Source organism: Nonomuraea sp. NPDC049649, assembly GCF_040675175.1.
Taxonomy (GTDB): domain Bacteria; phylum Actinomycetota; class Actinomycetes; order Streptosporangiales; family Streptosporangiaceae; genus Nonomuraea.
In genome coordinates this window covers 22668-41478 of sequence record NZ_JBFAOH010000039.1, presented here as the reverse complement: position 1 = coordinate 41478, position 18811 = coordinate 22668, and the positions used below count along the sequence as shown (strand labels likewise).

Sequence of the window (18811 nt, the reverse complement as noted above, 5' to 3'; positions counted from 1 at the left end):
TGCGATGGCTGATGCACTGAGGAAGGCCGCGACCGGGGTGACCCGGGGAGCGGGAGGCAAGGCCGGCCGCGCCGCGACGGAGACCGTCGAGAAGCAGGCCGGAGACGTCGCCGGGAAGACCGCGGGAGCCGGTCAGGACGTCGCCGGGAAAGCGGCGGAGACCGGCAAAGGCGTAGCCGGGAAGGCCGCGGAGACCGGCAAGGACGTCGCGGGCAAGGCCGCGGAAGCAGGCAAGGGGGTCGCGGGCAACCTGCCGATGGATCGGCTGGTCCAGTCCGCGCAGGGCCTGCTGCGCGCCGCGGGCGACCGGGTGCTCGCCTCGGCGGGCGACAAGATCGAAGGGCTGACCGGCAGGCTCACCGACTATGTGGAGAACGGCGGCAAGAGCTTGATGAGCGCGGTGACAGGCTCGGACAAACAGGGCGGCTTCCTGGGCGGAGCCCTGAAGGGCGGGCTCAAGGGCGGCCTGAAGGGCGGTCTGAAGAGCATGGTGCAGCGCGTCACCGGCGGTGGCGGTGGCGGCGGCGGGGGACGCGGCCACGAGAAGGTCACCAACATCGTGGAGGCGATCGACATCGGCGCGCCCCGGCGGCTGGTGTACGACCAGTGGACCCAGTTCCAGGACTTCCCGACGTTCATGAAGAAGGTCGAGACCATCAAACAGGACTCCGACGAGGAGCTGTCCTGGAAGGCCCAGATCTTCATGTCCCACCGGAGCTGGAAGGCCCGCATCATCGAGCAGATCCCCGACCGGCGGATCGTCTGGCGCTCGGAGGGGCAGAAGGGCCACGTCGACGGGGCGGTGACCTTCCACGAGCTCACCCCCGACCTGACCCGGGTCCTGGTGGTGCTGGAGTACCACCCGCAGGGCTTCTTCGAGAAGACCGGCAACCTCTGGCGCGCCCAGGGGCGCCGCGTACGGCTGGAGCTCAAGCACTTCCGGCGGCACGTGATGGCGCACCTCCTGCTGAACCCCGACGAGCTGGAGGGCTGGCGCGGCGAGATCCGCGACAGCGAGGTCGTCAAGGACCACGAGACCGCCGCGCGCGAGGAACAAGAGGAGCAAGAGGAACAGGGCGAGTACGGCGAGGAAGAGGAGCCCGAAGAGGGCGAGCGGGCACAGGAGGAGGACTTCGAAGAGGAAGAACCCGAAGCGGAAGCGGAGGAGGAAGAGGAAGAAGAGGAGGAGCCGGAAGAGGAAGAGGAGCCCGAGGAGGACTTCGAGGAGGAAGAAGAGGAAGAGGAAGAAGAGGAGCCGGAGGAGGAGCCTGAGGAGGAGCGCCGCCCGGTCACCGCGCGGCGCCGGTCCGAGGCGCCCAGAAGGCGGGCTTCCGAACCCGAGCGCCCGGTACGGCGCCGGGTCCGTGAGTAGCCGTCCGGCGGACGGACCAGGAGGACGACATGACCGTGCAGCACGGCACGCCGGCCGGCGGTGCCGCCTCGGGGACGGGCCTCGCGGACGTCATCGACACGATCCTCGACAAGGGCCTCGTCATCGACGCGTTCGTCCGGGTCTCGCTGGTCGGCATCGAGGTGCTGACGATCGACGCCCGCGTGGTCGTGGCCAGCGTCGACACCTACCTGCGCTTCGCGGAGGCGGCCGGCCGCCTCGACCTGTCGTCCACGGAGCAGGGGCTGCCCGAGGTCGTCCAGGGCATGACGCAGGCCAAGGCCGTGGACCAGGGGGAGCCCGCTCTGGAGGCCGGCGGCGACGAGGCGGACGACCTGCAGATGGACGAACCCGAACCGGCCAGGGCACGCCGCAGAGAGGATCGCTGAGATGTCGCCACGCGGAACCGAGGAACCGGCGGGTGTGAACGGCAGCGCGTCCTACGTGTACGGGATCGTACCGGCGGACGTCGAGGTGGAGCCCGGGACCGAGGGGGTGGGGGACCCGGCCGGGCAGGTGCGGCTGGTGCCGTTCGGCGAGATCGGCGCGCTGGTGAGCAAGGTCGGGACGGACCGCCCGCTGGGCAGGCCGCGTGACCTCCAGGCGCACCAGCGGCTGCTCGACCAGGCGGCGGCTGAGGTGCCGGTGCTGCCGTTCCGGTTCGGGGCGGTGCTGACGGACACCGAGGCGGTGGTGGAGGAGCTGCTGAAGCCGTACCACGACGAGTTCGCCGGCACCCTGCGCGAGCTGGAGGGCCGCACCCAGTACGTCGTCAACGCCAGGTACGACGAGCGGGCGATCCTGGGTGAGGTGCTGCGCGAGAACGACGAGGCGGCGGCGCTCCGCGAGCGGATCGCGGGCACCTCGGAGCACGCGACGCGCAACGAGCGCATCCGGCTGGGCGAGATCATCGAACGCGCGGTCGCGGCCAAGCGCGAGGCGGACACCGCGGCGGTGGTGGAGGACCTGAGGGGCCTCTGCGAGGAGCTGGCCGTGCGGGACCCGGCGCACGAGCGCGACGCCGCGCACGTGGCCGCGCTGGTGCGTCAGGACAGGCGGGCCGAGTTCGAGCGGGCCGTGGACGAGCTGGCTTCCCGCTGGTCGGGCCGCGCCGAGGTGCGCTTGCTGGGGCCGATGGCGCCGTACGACTTCGTACGCACGAGCTGACGGAGAGGAGTGAACGACGTTGGGATTGGGGACGCTGCTCTTTGGCTGGCCGCTCCTGCCGCTCTACTCGGTCGTCAAGCTCGGCGAGCTGCTGAGAGACCAGGTCGAGCGGGAGCTGCACGATCCCGCCGTGGTCCGGCGCCGCCTCGAGGAGGTGGAGCAGGCCAGGGCCGCCGGCCGGATCTCCGAGGAAGAGGAGGCCCGGGCGGTGGACGAGATCTTGCAGGGGATGATCGGCTGGTGAGGCGCGCGCGGGGGCCGCGTCAGGGGATACGGGGGTGGATGTCGTGCCTGCCAGGCAGGAGACCAGGAGCGAGCCCGAGCGTTCCGAGGACCTTACGGCCGCGGGGGCGGCCGAGGTGGGGCTGCGCGTGATGACCGAGCTGAGCGGCAAGGAAGCGGAGGCCGTCACGCGGGTCGAGCCGTCCGACGACGGGTGGCTGGTCGGCGTGGAGATCGTGGAGGACCGCCGCATCCCGTCGTCCGGCGACATCCTGGCGCTCTACGAGCTCGACCTCGACATGGCGGGCGACCTGCTGTCCTACCGCCGGGTGCGCCGCTACAAGCGGGGCAGCGGCGACCCCTCCGAGGGTGCGCGGTGAGCGCCCCGGTGCGGTCGGGCGCCTACAGTCCCGGGTCCGCGCTCCAGCCGTCCTACGGGGGCCGCGAGTCGGCCAACCTCGGCGACATCCTGGAGCGGGTGCTCGACCGGGGCGTGGTGATCGCGGGCGACATCAAGGTGAACCTGCTCGACATCGAGCTGCTGACGATCAAGCTGCGCCTCCTCGTCGCCTCGGTCGACACGGCCCGCGAGATGGGCATCGACTGGTGGCAGCACGACCCGTGGCTCACCGGCGGCACCCAGGAGCTGGCCAGGGAGAACCGCAAGCTGCGCCGCCGCATCACCGCGCTGGAGGAGATGGTGGCCGCCCGCGAGGTGGAGGGAGCCCCCGAGCCCGAGGCGGTCGAGCGTGACCGCTGAGCAGGGCGTCTACCTTTACGCGGTCACCCGCGAGCAGTGTGAGGAGCCGGACGGCCTGACGGGTGTGGCGGGCGCGCCCGTCCGCCGTCTGACGCACCGGGGCCTGGCCGCGTTCGTCGGCACGGTGCCGCTGGCGGAGTTCGGCGAGGAGCCGCTGCGCCGCTCGATGGAGGACCTGGCCTGGCTGGAGGAGACCGCGCGCGCCCACCACCGTGTGGTCGAGGCGCTGGCCCGGCTGGGCCCGGCGGCCCCGGTCCGGCTGGTCACCGTCTACAGGGACGAGGGCCAGGTGCGGGAGCTGCTCGGCGAGCGGCACGACCAGTTCGACGCGGTGCTGCGCCGGGTGTCGGGCCGGTGGGAGTGGGGGGTGAAGGCCTACGCCGTCCCCTCGTCCGCCGAACCCGCGGCCCTTCCGCAGGACACGTCGCCGGGCGCGGCCTATCTGAACCGCCGCCGGGCCTCCCTGCGCGGGCGGGAGGCCGACCTGCGCCGGGCCGCCGAGCACGCCCAGGCCGTGCACGAGGCCCTGATGGACATCGCCGTCGCCGGGAGGCGCAACCCGGCGCAGGACCCGCAGCTGTCCGGGCGGCGGGAGCAGATGGTGCTCAACGGCGCCTACCTGGTGGACGAGGCGCGCGCCGCCGACTTCGCCCGGGCGGCCGAGAGCATCGCCGGGCAGGGCGTCACCCTGGAGCTCGTCGGCCCCTGGGCGCCCTACTCGTTCGCCTCGCTCGACCACGAGGCGGCGCCCGGTGACGCTCCCTGAGCCGCGCGGGGCCCGCCTGGCCGCGGAGGGCCGCCTGCCCGAGCAGCGGGTGGCCCTCGTCGACCTGCTCGACCGCCTGCTGGCGTGCGGGGTGGTGGTGACGGGCGACGTGGTGCTGTCGATCTCCGGCGTCGACCTCGTACGGATCTCCCTGCGGGCGCTGCTGGTCTCGGTGCGGGAGGACGACGCGATCGAAGGAGGAATGCGACATGACGGAACGGAAGGCTGGGGAGTGGCGGCTGGAGACGGACGCCGAATCGGTCCAGCGTGACCTGAGCCGCCTGGTGCTGACGCTGATCGAGCTGATCCGCCAGCTCGTGGAGCGCCAGTGTGTACGCAGGATGGACACGGGTGAGCTGTCCGGGGAGCAGCTGGAGGCGGTGGGGCTGACACTGATGCGGCTGGAGGAGGCCATGGCCGAGCTGTGCGAGCGGTTCGGCCTCACTCCCGCCGACCTCAACCTGGATCTCGGCCCGCTCGGCACCCTGCTCCCGGCCGACTGATCCGTCAGACGTACAGGAAGTAGTAGCGGTAGCGGCTCTCCCACTGGCAGGTGTAGTCGTTCCACCAGTCGTGGTGGACGCCGTGGGTGCCGATCCGCTCACACTCCGGGTGGTCCTTGAATACGCCGACCAGCTGGCCGTTCTGCTCTGCGTACACCGGGGTGGCGCCGATCGTCAATGACACTCCGAGGAGCATGACGACCGAGACGAGAACTGCGCGTGCCTTTCGCATTCGTCCTCCAGGGGCTGAGGGGTCATGATCGTGGACATTATCACTTACCCGCCGCCAGGAAAATTGTCACGTCCCGGTCCGTGATTCACCGGGGTTTACTGTCGGTGAGGCGGGGATCGCTTTCCGAAAGGCTCCGTGAGTTATTGGGCGCAGTGTGCCCGGCACTGATGATCTTGGCTCTATGTGCCTATAAAGTACGATTTATGCCGCATCTCCGGTTCGATGGGAACGGTGCACGGGGATCTTTGACCATCTTCACTTTCGTGGCATATCGTCTCCCCGCCCATATCGATGTGAACCGCGACCACACGAGCACGGGGAGCGGCGATCATCCGACCCCACCGGAGTCGCAGTATGCAAGCTCGAATCCGCGCGGCCTCGATCGCCGGTCTGGCGATGACCCTCCTGGCCGCCGTCGGACTGTCAGCGGCCTACGCGCCGCCGGCGCACGCCGCACAGGTGATCACCGACATCGCCTACGCGCCCGCGCAGCCGGCCGGCAGCAAGGGCCACCTGCTCGACCTCTACCTGCCGTCCACCGGCAGCACGCCCCGGCCGCTGCTGATCTGGCACACCGGCTCGGCCTGGAGCAGCGACGAAGGCAAGGAGGGCGCCGACGAGATCGCGGCCATCTTCAACCCGCTGGGCTTCGCCGTCGCCGGCGTCAGCGTCCGATCCAGCGCCCAGGCGATCTTCCCGGCCCAGGTGCACGACATCAAGGCGGCCATCCGGTGGCTGCGCGCGAACGCCGCCACGTACCAGATCGACCCCGATCGCTTCGCGATCGCCGGAGACTCCTCCGGCGGCTGGCTGACCGAGATGGCCGTCTTCTCCGGCGGCGTCGCCGCGCTGGAGGGCGACCTCGGCACGACCGGCGTCTCCAGCGCCGTGCAGACAGGGCTCGCCTTCTACAGCCCCACCGACTTCCTGAAGATGAACGAGCAGAACCTGCCTACCGGCGGGCTCGACCACAACTCTCCCGCCTCCCCGGAATCGCTGCTGGTCGGCTGCCCGATCCAGACCTGCCCGGCCACGGTGGCCCAGGCCAACCCGATGACCTACGTCGACGGCGACGACCCGCCGCTGCTGTTCCTGCACGGCCAGGCCGACTTCCTGGTGCCGCACGGGCAGAGCGAGCTGCTCTACGCGCGGATCAAGGCCGTGTGCGGCGAGGCGACGTTCGTCTCGGTCCCCGCCGCGGACCACATGATGGACCAGATCATGGACCCCGCCCAGTACGGCGCGCAGACCGTGCGCAGGACCGCCGACTGCGCCGAGTCCGTCAGCACCGGCACCCTGGACCCCACCTGGCCCAACTTCACGACCTTCCTGCGCGGCGGGCTCAAGCTGGGCACCTCCTGCGAGGTCACGTACTCCACCGGCGCCTGGAACGGCGCCTTCAACGGCGACGTGGTCGTCCGTAACACCGGCACGACCCCCGTCGAGGGCTGGACCGTGACCTGGACCTGGCCCGGCAACCAGCAGATCACCAGCGCCTGGAACGCCACGGTGACCCAGACCGGCAACCAGGTGACCGCCCGCGACGCCGGCCACAACTCCTACATCGGCCCCGGCTCCAGCCAGAGCTTCGGCTTCTCGGCCACCGCCACCGGGACGAACGACAGTCCCGCCGAGTTCAAACTCAACAACCTCGTCTGCGCGAAAGCGCCTGCCTGAGCGCCCGATCCCCGCTGTTTCGCAGAATTGCATTCGGTGAAAACAGCGGGGATCGGCATTCCCGAAATCCGGCACGTTCCGTCAGATGCCGATCACGGAATGTCGCCGGGGCCGATATTGATTTATCCGGCGGCGCGACCCTATCCTTGCCTCTGGCCGTCCGGCCCGGCCCATTTCCCGATGTTTTCCATCGCAATTAATCGGAAAAGCGTTTTCCGCTGCCCGAAAACCCTGGAGACGAGTTAGGGGACGTGTGCGTACATCCAACATGTTCGTCAGGAGCCTCGGCGTTTATGTGCCTGACAGCGTGAGCGTCGAACAGGCGGTCCGCGAAGGCTGGTATCCCGAGGAGGAGGTCGGGAAGTTCCGGCAGCTCGGCGCGGCGGTGGCCGGTGACATGCCCGCGCCCGAGATGGCGCGGCTCGCCGTCCTGGACGCCTACGAGCGATGGGACGAGTCCGCCCCCCGCGACCTCGACCTGCTGCTCTACCCGTCCGTCTGGCACCAGGGCCCCAACGGCTGGCAGCCCCAGCACTACCTGCAGAAGCACCTCCTCGGCGGGAGCGTCCCGGCGTTCGAGATCCGCAGCGGGTGCGTCGGCATGATCAGCTCGCTCGAACTGGCCGCCAGCTACCTCCAGGCGGACCCGGACCGCGACACCGCCCTGGTCGTCTCCGCCGACAACCACGGCACCCCGCTGGTGGACCGCTGGCGGATGACCCCCGGCGCGCTCGTCGGCGACGCCGCCGCCGCGCTCGTCCTCGGCAAGGACTACGGCATGGCCGAGCTGCTGGCGGTGAACGCCACGGTCATCCCGGAGGCCGACGCGGTCAACGACGGCGCCTACCCGCTGTTCCCCCCGGACGCCACCGTCGGCAGGGGCCTCAGCTTCGGCGACCGGCACGAGGAGTTCCGCCAGAAGCTGCTCAAGGCCCAGGGCACCGGCATCCACCTGACGATCCAGAAGACCATGATGGAGCAGGTCGAGCGGACCCTGGACGAGGCCGGGATCGGGCTGGACGACGTCACCCGGGTGGCGTTCCCGCACGGCCGCCGCGAGGACCTGGACGGGCAGATGTCCTGGCTGGGCCTCGAGGAGGAGCAGACGACCTGGGACTACGGCAGGCGCGTGGGCCACTGCGGCGCGGCCGACCAGTTCATCGCCTTCGAGCACCTGATCGCCACCGGCGGGCTCGTGGCCGGCGACCACCTGCTCATGGTCGGGTTCGGCTCCGGGACGTCCGTCGCCGCCGCGGCGTTCAGGATCCTCTCCACCACCCCCGTCACCCGAGGAGCACGCGCATGACCGACCTCACCCGGCGCCTGGTCGACTTCGTCCAGGACAACCTCGTCGAGGACGGCGACGACCTCAAGGTCGACGAGACGACCCCGCTCCTGGTGTCCGGCCTCCTCGACTCCCTGCGGACGGCGCGGCTGCTGAACTTCATCCGCCGCGACCTCGGCGTCCCGGTCCCCGCGGCCAAGCTCGACCCCGAGAACTTCCGCGACGTCGCGACCATCGTGGCGATGGTCCGTGAACTCGAATCCGTCTGACGGGGGCAGCGCCATGCAGCGGGCGGACACGTACATCAGCGGAGTGGGAGCCTTCGTCCCGCGGACCGTCGTCACCGTCGAGAAAGCCGTCGCCAAGGGCTGGTACCCGGCCGAGGAGGCCGAACTGCACAACCTGGCCTCCGCGGCCGTCGCCGGCGACCTGCCGGCGCCCGAGATGGCCCTGCACGCGGCCCGGAGCGCGCTCAAGCGCAGCGGCCGGGCGCCCGGCGACCTGGACCTCCTCCTGTACGCCTCGACCTGGCACCAGGGGCCCGACGGCTGGCCCCCGCACGCCTACCTGCAGCGCCAGCTGGTCGGCGGCGACCTGCTGGCCACCGAGATCCGGCAGGGCTGCAACGGCATGTTCGCCGCCCTCGAACTCGCCTCCGGCTACCTGCACTCCACCCCGAGCAGGCAGGCCGCCCTGCTGGTCTCCGCCGACAACTACGGCACCCCGCTCATGGACCGCTGGCGGATGGGCCCCGGCTACATCGGCGGCGACGCCGCCGCCGCGCTCGTGCTGAGCAAGGAGCCGGGCTTCGCCCGCCTGGCGTCGGTCCGCACCACCACCGTGACCGAGGCCGAGGAGCTCCACCGGGGCAGCGAACCCCTGTTCCCCCCGGGCGTCACCGTCGGCCGCAAGATGAGCTTCGCCGCCAGGAACGAGCAGTTCCGCCGGCAGGTCATGCCCAAGGGCGAGGCCACCGCGGCGCTGTTCGGCATCCAGCGCGCCCTGGTCGAGGTCGTCGAGAACGTCCTGGCCGACAGCGGCGTCGAAGCCCGCGACGTGACGCGGGTGGCCTTCATGAACTACTCCGAAGAGATCGTCGAACAGCGGTGCATGGCCGTGCTCGACCTGCCCATGTCGCGCTCGACCTGGGAGTACGGCCGGACCATCGGCCACTGCGGGGCGAGCGACCAGGTCCTCTCCCTCGACCGCCTGCTCACCACCGGGCAGCTGGGCCCCGGCGACCGCCTGCTGATGCTCGGCACCGGCCCGGGAGTGACCGTCTGCGGCGCCGTCATCGAAATCGTCGACACTCCTCCGTGGCTCTGAACCGAAGGGAACGAACGCAGATGGGCGACAGCCCGCGTGTGGAACCCGTGGCGGTGGTCGGGATCGGCTGCCGCCTGCCCGGCGACGTCCGTTCACCGGACGAGTTCTGGGACCTGCTCACCGCCGGCCGGAACACGACCCGGCCGCTGCCCGCCGAACGCTGGCTCCGGTACGAGAACCGCAGCCCGGAAGACGCCGCGGCGCTCCGCGACGCCGTGCGCCACGGCAGCTTCCTCGACGACATCGAGGGCTTCGACGCCGAGTTCTTCGGGCTGTCGCCGCGCGAGGCCGAACTCATGGACCCGCAGCAGCGGATCCTGATGGAGACCGCCTGGGAGGCGCTGGAACACGCCGGCCTGCCGCCGCACGAACTGGCCGGCACCGACGCCGGGGTGTTCATGGGCGTCTGCACGGCCGACTACGGCGGGCGCCTGCTGGAGGACCTGCCCCAGATCGAGGCGTGGACCGGGATCGGCGCCGCCACCTGCGCCGTCGCCAACCGCATCTCCTACTCCCTGGACCTGCGCGGGCCCAGCATGGCGATCGACACCGCCTGCTCGGCGTCGCTGGTCGCGCTGCACCTGGCCGCGCAGAGCCTGCGGCTCGGCGAGAGCGACGTCGCCCTCGCCGGCGGCGTCAACCTGCTCGTCACCCCCGGCCAGACCCTCACCCTCGGCACCGCCGGAGCCCTCGCCCCCGACGGGCGGTCCAAGTCCTTCGACGCCTCCGCCGACGGCTACGGACGCGGCGAAGGCTGCGGCGTCGTCGTGCTCAAACGGCTGTCCGACGCGCGGCGCGACGGCGACCGCGTCCTCGCCCTCGTCATCGGCAGCGCCGTGAACCAGGACGGCCACACCAATGGCATCATGGCGCCGTGCGGGCAGGCCCAGGAACACGTGATGAGCCGGGCCTGCCGCCAGGCGGGCGTCGCGCCGTCCACCGTCGGCTACGTCGAGGCGCACGGCACCGGCACCCTGCTCGGCGACCCGCTGGAGGCGGGCGCGCTCTCCTCGGTGTACGGGGCGGAACGCGCCCCCGGCGACCCGTGCCTCATCGGCTCGGTCAAGTCCAACATCGGCCACCTCGAAGGCGCCGCGGGCATCGCCGGCGTCATCAAGGCGGTGCTCGCCCTGCACCGCGGCGAGATCCCGCCCAGCGTGGTGGACACCCTCAACCCGGCCATCCCCTGGGAGGAGTCGGGCCTGCGCCTGGTGACCGGGCCGACGGCCTGGCCCGAGCGCGGCCACCCGCGCCGGGCGGGCGTCTCCAGCTTCGGCTACGGCGGCACCGTCGCGCACATCGTGCTGGAGCAGGCCCCGCCCGCTTCTGAGGCGCCCCGCGCCGAGAGCGCGGGCGAGCGGCTGTTCCCGCTGTCGGCCGCGTCCGAACGGGCGCTGCGCCAGTACGCGGGCAGGCTCGCCGACCGGCTCGACCCGGCCCTTGACCTGGCTTCGGCCGGGCACACGCTCGCGCTCCGCCGCACCCACCTGGCCCGCCGCGCCGTCGTCGTCGCCGCGGACCGCGACCAACTGGCCGCCGGGCTGCGCAGGCTCGCCGACGACGCCCCCGCCGAAACCGTGCTCACCGGCGACGTGCTGCCCGACCCCGGCCCCGGCCCGCTCTGGGTCTTCTCCGGGCAGGGCTGCCAGTGGCCGGGCATGGGCCGGGAACTGCTGGCCGAGCCGGAGTTCGCATCCCTGGTCGACGAGGTGGAGCCGATCTTCGCCGAGGAGATCGGGTTCTCTCCCCGCCGGGTCCTCGCGGGCGGCGAACTCGACTCCATCGACCGCGTACAGACCATGATCTTCGTGATGCAGCTGGGCCTCGCCCGGCTCTGGAACGCCTACGGTGTCACCCCGCGGGCCGTCATCGGCCACTCCGTCGGCGAGATCGCCGCGGCGGTGACGGCCGGGGCGATGAGCGTCGCCGACGGCGCCCGCCTGATCTGCCGCCGCTCCCGGCTGCTGCGCCAGGCCGAGGGCAAGGGCGCGATGGTGATGGTCGGCCTGTCCTTCGAGGAGGCGGCCGAGCGGCTGGCCGGCCGGACCGACCTGGTGGCCGCGATCGCGTCGGCGCCCGGCTCGACCGTGCTGTCCGGCGACGTCGCCGCCGTCGAGGAGGTGGTGAACGAGTGGCCCGCCGACGGCATCATGGTGCGCCGGGTGGCCTCGGACGTCGCCTTCCACAGCCCGCACATGGAGCCCCTGGCCGTCGAGCTGGCCGCCGCCACCGCGGACCTGCCGTTCGGGGCGCCCCGCATCCCCATGTACACGACCGCCCTGCCCGACCCCCGCTCGACGCCCGTCCTGGACAGCGCGTACTGGGCGGCGAACCTCCGCGACCCCGTCCGGCTCGCCGCCGCGACCGCCGCCGCCGCGCAGGACGGCTACCGCGTGTTCCTGGAGATCTCCCCGCACCCCGTGGTCGCGCACTCCCTCACCGAGACGCTGTCGGAGCACGGGTACGAGGACGTGTTCGTCGGCACGTCACTGCGGCGCAACCAGCCGGAGACGCTTACCCTGCTCACCGCCGTCGGCACCGCCCACTGTCACGGCGTCGAGGTCGACTGGCGCAGGCTCCAACCGGCCGGCGGCCTGACCGACCTGCCCCCGTACGCCTGGCAGCACCGCCGCCACTGGCGCGAGGCCTACACCTCCGACGGCAACCGCGGCCACCACCCCGGCTCCCACACCCTGCTCGGCGCCGGGACCGGCGTCGCGGGCAGCGACACCCGCATCTGGCGCACCAGCGTCGCGGACGCCGACCGGCCCTACCCGGGCAGCCACGCCCTCAACGGGGTCGAGATCGTGCCCGCCGCCGTGCTCGTCAACACGTTCCTGCACGCCGCCGGGGGCGAGGACGTCACCCTCACCGGCGTCGAGATGACGCACCCGCTCATGACCGCCGAACGCCGGCAGATCCAGGTCGTCCACGAACCCCCGGCGATCCGGCTCGCGGCCCGCACCCCGGCCGGCCCCGGCGAGCCGGACCCCGCCTGGCTGGTCCACGTCACCGCCGAAGTGGCCGCCCCCGGCCAGGTCAAACCCGACGTGCTCCCGGACGCCGGCGCCCTCACCCCGATCGACCCCGGCTTCGTCCACCAGCGGCTCGCCGCCGTCGGCGTGCCCTCCACCGGTTTCGACTGGACGATCGAGACCCTCCTCGGCGGCCCCGGCGCCCTGCGCGCCACCGTCCGCACCGGCGACCCCCAGAGCTGGGCCCCCGCCCTGGACGCCGTCATGTCAGTCGCACCCTGCGTCTTCCCCGGCGACCCGGTCCTGCGCATGGTCGTCCACATCGACGAACTGGTCCTGACCGGCACCCCACCCGAGACCGTCGTCATCGACACGGCCGTGGACCTCTCCGCCGCCGACACCGTCCAGGCCCTCATCGCCGACCCCGACGGCCGCGTCCTCGGCCACCTCAAGGGCCTCCGCTACCCGGTGATCGACGCCCCCGCCCCCGACCAGGACGACCTCAGCGGCCCCACGGAGTCGTTCACCGGCCTGACGCCGGAGGACCTGCGCGACCGCGTCCTGCCCCAGATCCGCGCCGAGATCGCCGCCGTGATGCGCCTCGACCCCGACGACCTGGCCCCCCGCCGCCCCCTGGTCGAACAGGGCCTCGACTCGGTCATGACGGTCATGGTCCGGCGCCGCCTGGAGAAACGCTTCGGCCGCCGCCTCCCCGCCACCCTCCTCTGGCAGCAACCCACCATCACCGCCATCGCCGACCACCTGGCGGACCTCCTCGTCACCGCCCCGGCCCCGGAGCCGTCGCCCGCCCCCGAGAGCCCGCCGCTGATCGGCGGCTGAAAACCCGCGCCGGGCAGCCCGAGGGGGGCTGCCCGGCCGCGCTCCCACGACATGTCCTGCCCACTCCCCGAGAGACAGGGCGCGTCTCTTGGGGTGACATCCACGTCCCGGTCGGCGGCCCGGCGGTGGGGAAGCATGGAGTCGAGATGGATGGCTGTCCCAGCGGCGAAGGCGGCGACACGTCCGGTGCGGAGCTGTATGACACCATCGGGACCGGGCTACACGCGCACCCGGCGCACCGAGCCGAGGATCGCGAGGGCGCCCCACGGCGGTGATCACCGCCGAGCTGGTCGGAAGGTCTTGGGCCTCAGCTGCGTCGTGGTCCCCTACTGCCTTCCTGAACAGGACAAGGCTGGCAAAGACCGGACATAACGGTTGTCGGGTTCCGGGGTCAAGCGGATAGTCGAGAGACAAGTCCTGTCCCGCACCCCCGGAAGGAGCAGCATGAACGGTGTTCGCCGTCCCCGGCTCGCAGCGCGGCGCCTGTTATCGGCGATCCTCGGCCTGGTCGCGATGGTCTTCCTCGTCGCACCGCCCGTCAGCGCCCTGGCGCTGCCCACCCCGCGGCAGCTGGTGTCCTACCTCGACCTGGAGTGCTTCAAGACCAGCCCGTACGAGCCGCCCCCGGTCGGGCTCGCCCTGCGGCACCTCAACCCGGTGCTCAGCGGCCTGCCCATCGACGAGGTCAGGCTCGGCCAGCGCGAGCAGCTGTGCGTGCCGGTCGCCAAGGACAACCAGATCCTGCCGGAAGAGGCGCTCGAGTTCATCAGGTACATCGACCTGGCGTGTTACCGGGTCACCGGGTCCGTGCTCGGCAAGCCGCTCACCCTCAGCCATCTCAACCCTCTGCTGCGCGGCCACCCCGACCGGCAGATCCGGATGAACCGGCCCGAGCAGCTCTGCGTGCCGGTCGCCAAGAACGGTGTGATGCCCCCGGATGAAGTGCTGCGGGTCGTCCGGCACATCGACCTGCTCTGCTACGGCACCCTGCCCAACTATGCGATGGACCGGGGGATCACGCTCCGCCAGCTCAACCCGGTGCTCGTCCGCAGCATCCCGACGGCAGGGGTGAAGGTCGGCCTCTCACGTCAGCTCTGCGTGCCGGTGTACAAGGGCGGCGACGAGATCCCGGGCGTGGTGCTGGACCTCGTCAGGTGGATCGACCTGGAGAAGTACGACGTCGAGGCGGAGGAGATGAAGCCCGTCGACCTGCGGCTGCGGCACCTCAACCCGGTGCTCGCCGGCCTGCCGGATGAGAAGGCGACGCTCACCCACGCCGTCCAGCTCGGTGTGCCCGTCGCCAAGGACGGGCGCGTGCCGCCCGGCTGACCCGGCTGCCGTTTTCACGGTATAGCAGATGCGCGTCCCTCATGAGGCGCCGGAAATTGCCTCATACTTGCCCGGCGCACCGGCCCGACGAACGAGGGAGCGACGGACATGCAGGACGTGCTGGGGTTCGCGCAGATCGATGCGACGCTGATCGGTGACGTCGGCGGAAAGGGGGCGCACCTCGGCGAGCTCTCGCGGCTCGACGGGGTGCGCGTCCCGGACGGCTTCTGCGTCACGACGCACGCCTACCGGCGGGTCGTGGCGCGGGAGCCGTCCATCGCGGCTCAGCTCGACCGGCTGGCGCGGGTGGCACCGGACGACCACGAGGCCATCCGCGCCCTGAGCGCCGAGATCCGCGGGCTCATCGAAGACCTGCGGGTGCCCGGCGACCTCGCGGCGGCGATCGGCGCGGCCCTCGCCGCCCGCGGCGAGCGGGCCTCCTACGCGGTACGGTCGAGCGCCACCGCCGAGGACCTGCCGACCGCGTCCTTCGCCGGTCAGCAGGACTCGTACCTGAACGTCGCAGGCCACGAGGAGATCGTCCGGCACGTCCGGCGGTGCTGGGCCTCGCTGTTCACCGAGCGGGCGGTGACCTACCGGTGCCGCAACGGGTTCGACCACCGGAAGGTGGCGATGGCCGTGGTCGTGCAGCGGATGGCGCCCGCGGAGGCGGCCGGGGTCCTGTTCACCGCGGACCCCGTGACCTCCAACCGGAAGATCGCCACCGTGGAGGCGGCCTGGGGTCTCGGTGAGGCGCTCGTGTCCGGCCGGGCCGCCGCCGACGTCTACCGGGTGAGCGGCGACGGCACCGTCAGCTCGGCGGTCGCCGCCAAGACGCACTCCGTCCGGCCGGCGCCGGGAGGCGGCACCGAGGACGTGCCTGTCGAGCCGGACAGCCGGACGCGGCCGGTCCTGACGGACGAGCAGGTCCTGGAGCTGGTGCGGCTGGGCCGCCGCGTCGAAGCGCACTTCGGCCGGCCGCAGGACATCGAGTGGTGCCTCACCGGCGACGGTTTCGACCTCGTACAGAGCAGGGCGATCACCACCCTGTTCCCCGTCCCCGAGACCGGCGACGGCGAGAACCACGTCTACGTCTCCGTCGGCCACCAGCAGATGATGACCGACCCGATCAAGCCGCTGGGCCTGTCCGTGTGGCAGGCGACGACCTCCCGGCCCATGCAGGAGGCGGGCGGGCGGCTCTTCGTCGACGTGGCCCCCATGCTGGCGACGCCCGCGGGCCGCGCCGCGCTCTTCGCGACGCTGGGCAAGTCGGACCCGCTGATCGCGGACGCGCTGCGGACCGTCCTCGACCGGGACGGCTTCGTCCGCACGCGGCCCGACGACGGCAAGGGCCTGCCGTACGATCCGCCCGAGCCGATCGAAACCGATCCGGAGGTGGTCACCGAGCTGATCCGGCGCAACCAGGAGTCCGTGGCGGCGCTGCGGCGGGACATCGAGGGGCTGTCCGGGCCGGAGCTGCTGGACTTCATCCTGGAAGACCTCGGAGAGCTGAAGCGCCTGGTGTCCGACAAGCGGAACTACCAGGTGATCATCGCGGTGGCGGAGGCGGCCGCCTGGCTCAACGACCACCTGGAGGCGTCGCTGGGGGAGCGGAACGCGGCCGACGCGCTCACCCAGTCCGTCCCGCACAACGTCACCTCGGAGATGGGGCTGGCGCTGCTCGACGTCGCGGACGCCGTCCGGCCGTACCCGGAGGTCACCGCGTTCCTGCAGCGGGTCGTGGACGAAGGCCGCGAGGGCGACGGCTTCCTCGGCGAGCTGGCCGGGCTGCCCGGCGGGCGGGGGGCGCGGGACGCCCTGCGCGGCTTCCTCGACACGTACGGGATGCGCTGCCCTGGGGAGATCGACATCACCAGGACGCGCTGGAGCGAGAACCCCGTCATGCTCCTGCCCGCCCTGCTCGGCAACGTCAGGAACTTCGAGCCGGGCGCCGGCAAGCGCCGCTTCGAACAGGGCCTCCAGGACTCGCGGCGCAAGGAGCAGGAGGTGCTGGCACGCCTGCGCACCCTCCCGGACGGGGGTAAGGCCGAGGAGACCAAGCGGATGATCGACCGCGTGCGCACCTTCGCCGGTTACCGCGAGTACCCCAAGTACGGCATGGTCAGCCGCTACTTCGTCTACAAGCAGGCACTCCTGCGGGAGGCCGATCGCCTCGTACGGTCCGGCACGCTGCGCGAGCGAGAGGACGTCTTCTACCTCCGGCTCCCCGAGCTGCGAGAGGTCGTCCGTACCGGTCACGCGGACGCCGGCCTCATCCGGGAGCGGCGCGAGGCGTTCCGCTCCTACCAGGCGCTCACCCCGCCCCGCGTCCTGACCTCCGACGGCGAGGCGCTCAACGGCCGCTTCCCGGACGGCGGGGTCCCGGCCGGGGCGCTGGCGGGGCTCCCGGTCTCGGCCGGGACGGTCGAGGGCCGCGCCCGCGTCGTCACCGACCTGGCCCGGGCCGGCCTCGAAGCGGGCGACATCCTGGTCACCGCCTACACCGACCCCGGCTGGACGCCGCTGTTCGTCACCGCCGCCGGGCTGGTGACGGAGGTGGGCGGCGTCATGACGCACGGCGCGGTGATCGCCCGCGAGTACGGCCTGCCCGCCGTCGTGGGCGTCGACCGGGCCACCGAGCTGATCCGGGACGGTCAGCGCATCCGCGTGCACGGCACCGACGGCTACATCGAACTCCTCGACTAGGCCGCCGACTGCCGCAGCGACATCACCGCCCAGGGGGCGAGCTCCACGTCGAGGTCCAGGACGCCGTCGTCCGGGACGGTCAGCGTGAACCGGAGGAGCGAGTCGGCGACCTTGCTCAGGTACTCGCTCTGGGCCCGGGACGGGTTGATCGGGGAGCCGAGCCGGTACCAGGCCTCGGCGGCGTTGCCGTGCTCCCAGTCCAGGACCTCGGCGAGGAACGTGGTGCCGGGCTCCAGCCCGCCGATGGTGTGGCGGATCCTGCGGGCCGGCCCCATCTCGGCCAGGGCCCGGGTCGCCGGGTACGAGTTCTGCGAGCCGACGCCCCGGTTGCCCATGTCCTCCGGGTAGTTGAAGAAGACCGCCGACACGGCCGACGTGCGGCTGTCCCGGGTGACGACGCCGTGGGGGGTGGCGAGGAGCAGCCGGTCGCCGAGCCGGTTCAGCATGGTGAAGGCGTGGAAGGTGGGCTTGTGGACGCCCTCCTCGTTCACCAGGCCGAACCCGCCGTGGAACGGGCCGATCCCGGCGCCGCCCTCTTCGAACACGTCGGTGAAGGTCCAGTACGAGATCGAGTCGGCGAGCGTGGCGCATTGGAGGTAGGAGCGGGTGATGGCGGTGGCCGCGAAGACCGTGTCGTGGATGAAGTCGCGGGACGACGGCGACGTCGACCACTCGGTGATGTGGATCTCCGCGTCGGGGTACGGGCTGTCCCGGACGATCTCGCGCAGCAGGGTCAGGTCGTCGAAGGTGGCGTCCGCGTACCGGTTGATCTGCACGGCCTCGCCGTCCGCGCCGAAGGCGTAGTCGGTGGGGTAGAGGTGGGTGGAGACGAAGTCGACCGGGAGCCGGCGCTCCGCGCACCAGGCGATGAAGTCCTCGACCCAGACCGGGCGCCAGTCGAGCGCGTCGACGTCGTCGGCCGCCGCCGTCGCGAGCATCGCGGAGCGGTCCTCGCGCTCGCCCTTGTAGCGGTCGTCGGGGACGAAGACGCTAGTCGCGGGGCCGCCGACGCGCAGCTCGGGGTCGATCTTCTTGATCGCCCGCACGGTCTGCTCGTAGAGCTCGAAGTACTCGGTCTTCGTCCCGGTCCAGAAGTGGGGCACCAGGTTTGGCTCGTTCCACACCTCGAAGCGCCACTGCCGCACCTCGGCGAGGCCGTAGCGGCCGATCCAGTGCTCGACCGTCCTGGTGACCAGTTCGGCCCAGCGCGCCATGTCGTTGGGCGGGCTGCAGTGGGCGCCCCACCAGAACAGCGTCTCGGTCTCCGTCGCCAGGTCCCGCGGCATGAAGCCGAACTCGACGAAGGGCCGGACGCCGAGGTCGATCAGGAAGTCGAAGACCTTGTTCACATAACTGAACGTGTACACAGGGGAGGCAAGGGGCGTGTCGGGGCCGAATCCGCCGCCGTAACTCCCGCGGTACACGAACATGTCGTCATGAAAAATCCCGTGAAAGCGGATGTACTGCACACCGCACGCCGCCACCACCTCCGCGAACTGCCGCTGCCAGTCCGCGCGCAACGCCTCATTGGCCCGCCCGGCCCCGATGCACCGGCTCCACACATGGGGGAGCGCGCTCTCCTCACGCGGCTCACCGTCGATCAGAATCGTCATGGTTCTCCTCACAGTCGTGC

Annotated in this window: 17 protein-coding genes and 1 pseudogene; 16 read left to right on the top strand and 2 right to left on the bottom strand. The window is 71.7% G+C overall.

Annotated features, from left to right (window positions below):
- The first annotated feature begins 4 nt into the window (after positions 1 to 4).
- The 9 genes and pseudogenes from AB0J42_RS31420 (at position 5) to AB0J42_RS31380 (ending at position 4808) form a co-directional block, all read left to right on the top strand.
- Positions 5 to 1372: an SRPBCC family protein gene (locus tag AB0J42_RS31420; RefSeq protein WP_364300843.1), complete on the top strand. Its 1368-nt coding sequence runs from the start codon at positions 5 to 7 to the stop codon at positions 1370 to 1372.
- A gap of 29 nt (positions 1373 to 1401) precedes the next feature.
- A pseudogene (gene gvpJ / locus AB0J42_RS31415) lies at positions 1402 to 1605 on the top strand (gas vesicle protein GvpJ); the annotation flags it as partial.
- Between the two features lie 175 nt (positions 1606 to 1780).
- The gene (locus AB0J42_RS31410; protein ID WP_364300841.1) at positions 1781 to 2557 is read left to right on the top strand and encodes a GvpL/GvpF family gas vesicle protein; all 777 of its coding nucleotides are present in this window, start codon (positions 1781 to 1783) and stop codon (positions 2555 to 2557) included.
- Between the two features lie 19 nt (positions 2558 to 2576).
- Positions 2577 to 2801 carry a gas vesicle protein GvpG gene (locus AB0J42_RS31405; RefSeq protein WP_364300839.1) on the top strand — a complete coding sequence of 75 codons (225 nt, stop codon included), beginning with the start codon at positions 2577 to 2579 and terminating at the stop codon, positions 2799 to 2801.
- Positions 2802 to 2835: 34 nt separating this feature from the next.
- Positions 2836 to 3159, top strand: a complete 324-nt coding sequence (locus tag AB0J42_RS31400) for a gas vesicle protein (RefSeq protein WP_364300836.1) — start codon at positions 2836 to 2838, stop codon at positions 3157 to 3159.
- 8 nt (positions 3160 to 3167) lie between these two features.
- On the top strand, positions 3168 to 3539 hold the full coding sequence (gene gvpJ, locus AB0J42_RS31395; RefSeq protein WP_364300878.1) for a gas vesicle protein GvpJ: 372 nt from the start codon (positions 3168 to 3170) through the stop codon (positions 3537 to 3539).
- Positions 3529 to 4305, top strand: coding sequence for a GvpL/GvpF family gas vesicle protein (locus AB0J42_RS31390; protein ID WP_364300834.1), 777 nt, complete (start codon positions 3529 to 3531; stop codon positions 4303 to 4305). Before gvpJ (AB0J42_RS31395) ends, AB0J42_RS31390 begins: the two co-directional genes overlap by 11 nt.
- Positions 4292 to 4576: a gas vesicle protein gene (locus AB0J42_RS31385; RefSeq protein WP_364300832.1), complete on the top strand. Its 285-nt coding sequence runs from the start codon at positions 4292 to 4294 to the stop codon at positions 4574 to 4576. Before AB0J42_RS31390 ends, AB0J42_RS31385 begins: the two co-directional genes overlap by 14 nt.
- Positions 4515 to 4808 carry a gas vesicle protein K gene (locus AB0J42_RS31380; RefSeq protein ID WP_364300830.1) on the top strand — a complete coding sequence of 98 codons (294 nt, stop codon included), beginning with the start codon at positions 4515 to 4517 and terminating at the stop codon, positions 4806 to 4808. The genes AB0J42_RS31385 and AB0J42_RS31380 overlap by 62 nt, the downstream gene beginning before the upstream one ends.
- Before the next feature lie 4 nt (positions 4809 to 4812).
- On the opposite strand, the gene AB0J42_RS31375 is transcribed toward AB0J42_RS31380, so the two are convergent.
- Entirely contained in the window at positions 4813 to 4992 is a 180-nt protein-coding gene (locus AB0J42_RS31375; protein ID WP_364300828.1) for a hypothetical protein, read from the bottom strand.
- A 402-nt stretch (positions 4993 to 5394) separates the two neighbouring features.
- Between AB0J42_RS31375 and AB0J42_RS31370 the strand changes: the two genes are divergently transcribed.
- From AB0J42_RS31370 to rph, 7 genes are all read left to right on the top strand, one after another.
- Positions 5395 to 6717, top strand: a complete 1323-nt coding sequence (locus AB0J42_RS31370; protein WP_364300826.1) for a cellulose binding domain-containing protein — start codon at positions 5395 to 5397, stop codon at positions 6715 to 6717.
- Between the two features lie 307 nt (positions 6718 to 7024).
- Positions 7025 to 8023, top strand: a complete 999-nt coding sequence (locus AB0J42_RS31365) for a ketoacyl-ACP synthase III family protein (RefSeq protein WP_364300824.1) — start codon at positions 7025 to 7027, stop codon at positions 8021 to 8023.
- Positions 8020 to 8271: a phosphopantetheine-binding protein gene (locus AB0J42_RS31360; RefSeq protein WP_364300822.1), complete on the top strand. Its 252-nt coding sequence runs from the start codon at positions 8020 to 8022 to the stop codon at positions 8269 to 8271. The genes AB0J42_RS31365 and AB0J42_RS31360 overlap by 4 nt, the downstream gene beginning before the upstream one ends.
- Before the next feature lie 13 nt (positions 8272 to 8284).
- Positions 8285 to 9328 carry a ketoacyl-ACP synthase III family protein gene (locus AB0J42_RS31355; RefSeq protein ID WP_364300820.1) on the top strand — a complete coding sequence of 348 codons (1044 nt, stop codon included), beginning with the start codon at positions 8285 to 8287 and terminating at the stop codon, positions 9326 to 9328.
- 38 nt (positions 9329 to 9366) lie between these two features.
- Complete coding sequence (locus tag AB0J42_RS31350) at positions 9367 to 13143, top strand: beta-ketoacyl synthase N-terminal-like domain-containing protein (protein WP_364300818.1); 3777 nt, start codon at positions 9367 to 9369, stop codon at positions 13141 to 13143.
- A gap of 444 nt (positions 13144 to 13587) precedes the next feature.
- Positions 13588 to 14472: a hypothetical protein gene (locus AB0J42_RS31345; protein WP_364300816.1), complete on the top strand. Its 885-nt coding sequence runs from the start codon at positions 13588 to 13590 to the stop codon at positions 14470 to 14472.
- Between the two features lie 108 nt (positions 14473 to 14580).
- The gene (rph, locus tag AB0J42_RS31340) at positions 14581 to 17178 is read left to right on the top strand and encodes a rifamycin-inactivating phosphotransferase (RefSeq protein ID WP_364300814.1); all 2598 of its coding nucleotides are present in this window, start codon (positions 14581 to 14583) and stop codon (positions 17176 to 17178) included.
- Here rph and AB0J42_RS31335 read toward each other — a convergent pair.
- Positions 17175 to 18791 (bottom strand): beta-xylosidase, encoded by a 1617-nt coding sequence (locus AB0J42_RS31335; RefSeq protein ID WP_364300812.1) that lies wholly within the window; start codon positions 18789 to 18791, stop codon positions 17175 to 17177. The genes rph and AB0J42_RS31335 overlap by 4 nt on opposite strands.
- Positions 18792 to 18811: the final 20 nt, after the last annotated feature.

Bases quoted from the DNA above. Each gene is read 5' to 3' on its own strand.
- AB0J42_RS31380 (WP_364300830.1), top strand. From the start codon at position 4,515: ATGACGGAACGGAAGGCTGGGGAGTGGCGGCTGGAGACGGACGCCGAA.
- AB0J42_RS31370 (WP_364300826.1), top strand. From the start codon at position 5,395: ATGCAAGCTCGAATCCGCGCGGCCTCGATCGCCGGTCTGGCGATGACC.
- AB0J42_RS31355 (WP_364300820.1), top strand. From the start codon at position 8,285: ATGCAGCGGGCGGACACGTACATCAGCGGAGTGGGAGCCTTCGTCCCG.
- AB0J42_RS31360 (WP_364300822.1), top strand. From the start codon at position 8,020: ATGACCGACCTCACCCGGCGCCTGGTCGACTTCGTCCAGGACAACCTC.
- AB0J42_RS31410 (WP_364300841.1), top strand. From the start codon at position 1,781: ATGTCGCCACGCGGAACCGAGGAACCGGCGGGTGTGAACGGCAGCGCG.
- rph (WP_364300814.1), top strand. From the start codon at position 14,581: ATGCAGGACGTGCTGGGGTTCGCGCAGATCGATGCGACGCTGATCGGT.
- AB0J42_RS31335 (WP_364300812.1), bottom strand. From the start codon at position 18,791: ATGACGATTCTGATCGACGGTGAGCCGCGTGAGGAGAGCGCGCTCCCC.
- AB0J42_RS31420 (WP_364300843.1), top strand. From the start codon at position 5: ATGGCTGATGCACTGAGGAAGGCCGCGACCGGGGTGACCCGGGGAGCG.
- AB0J42_RS31345 (WP_364300816.1), top strand. From the start codon at position 13,588: ATGAACGGTGTTCGCCGTCCCCGGCTCGCAGCGCGGCGCCTGTTATCG.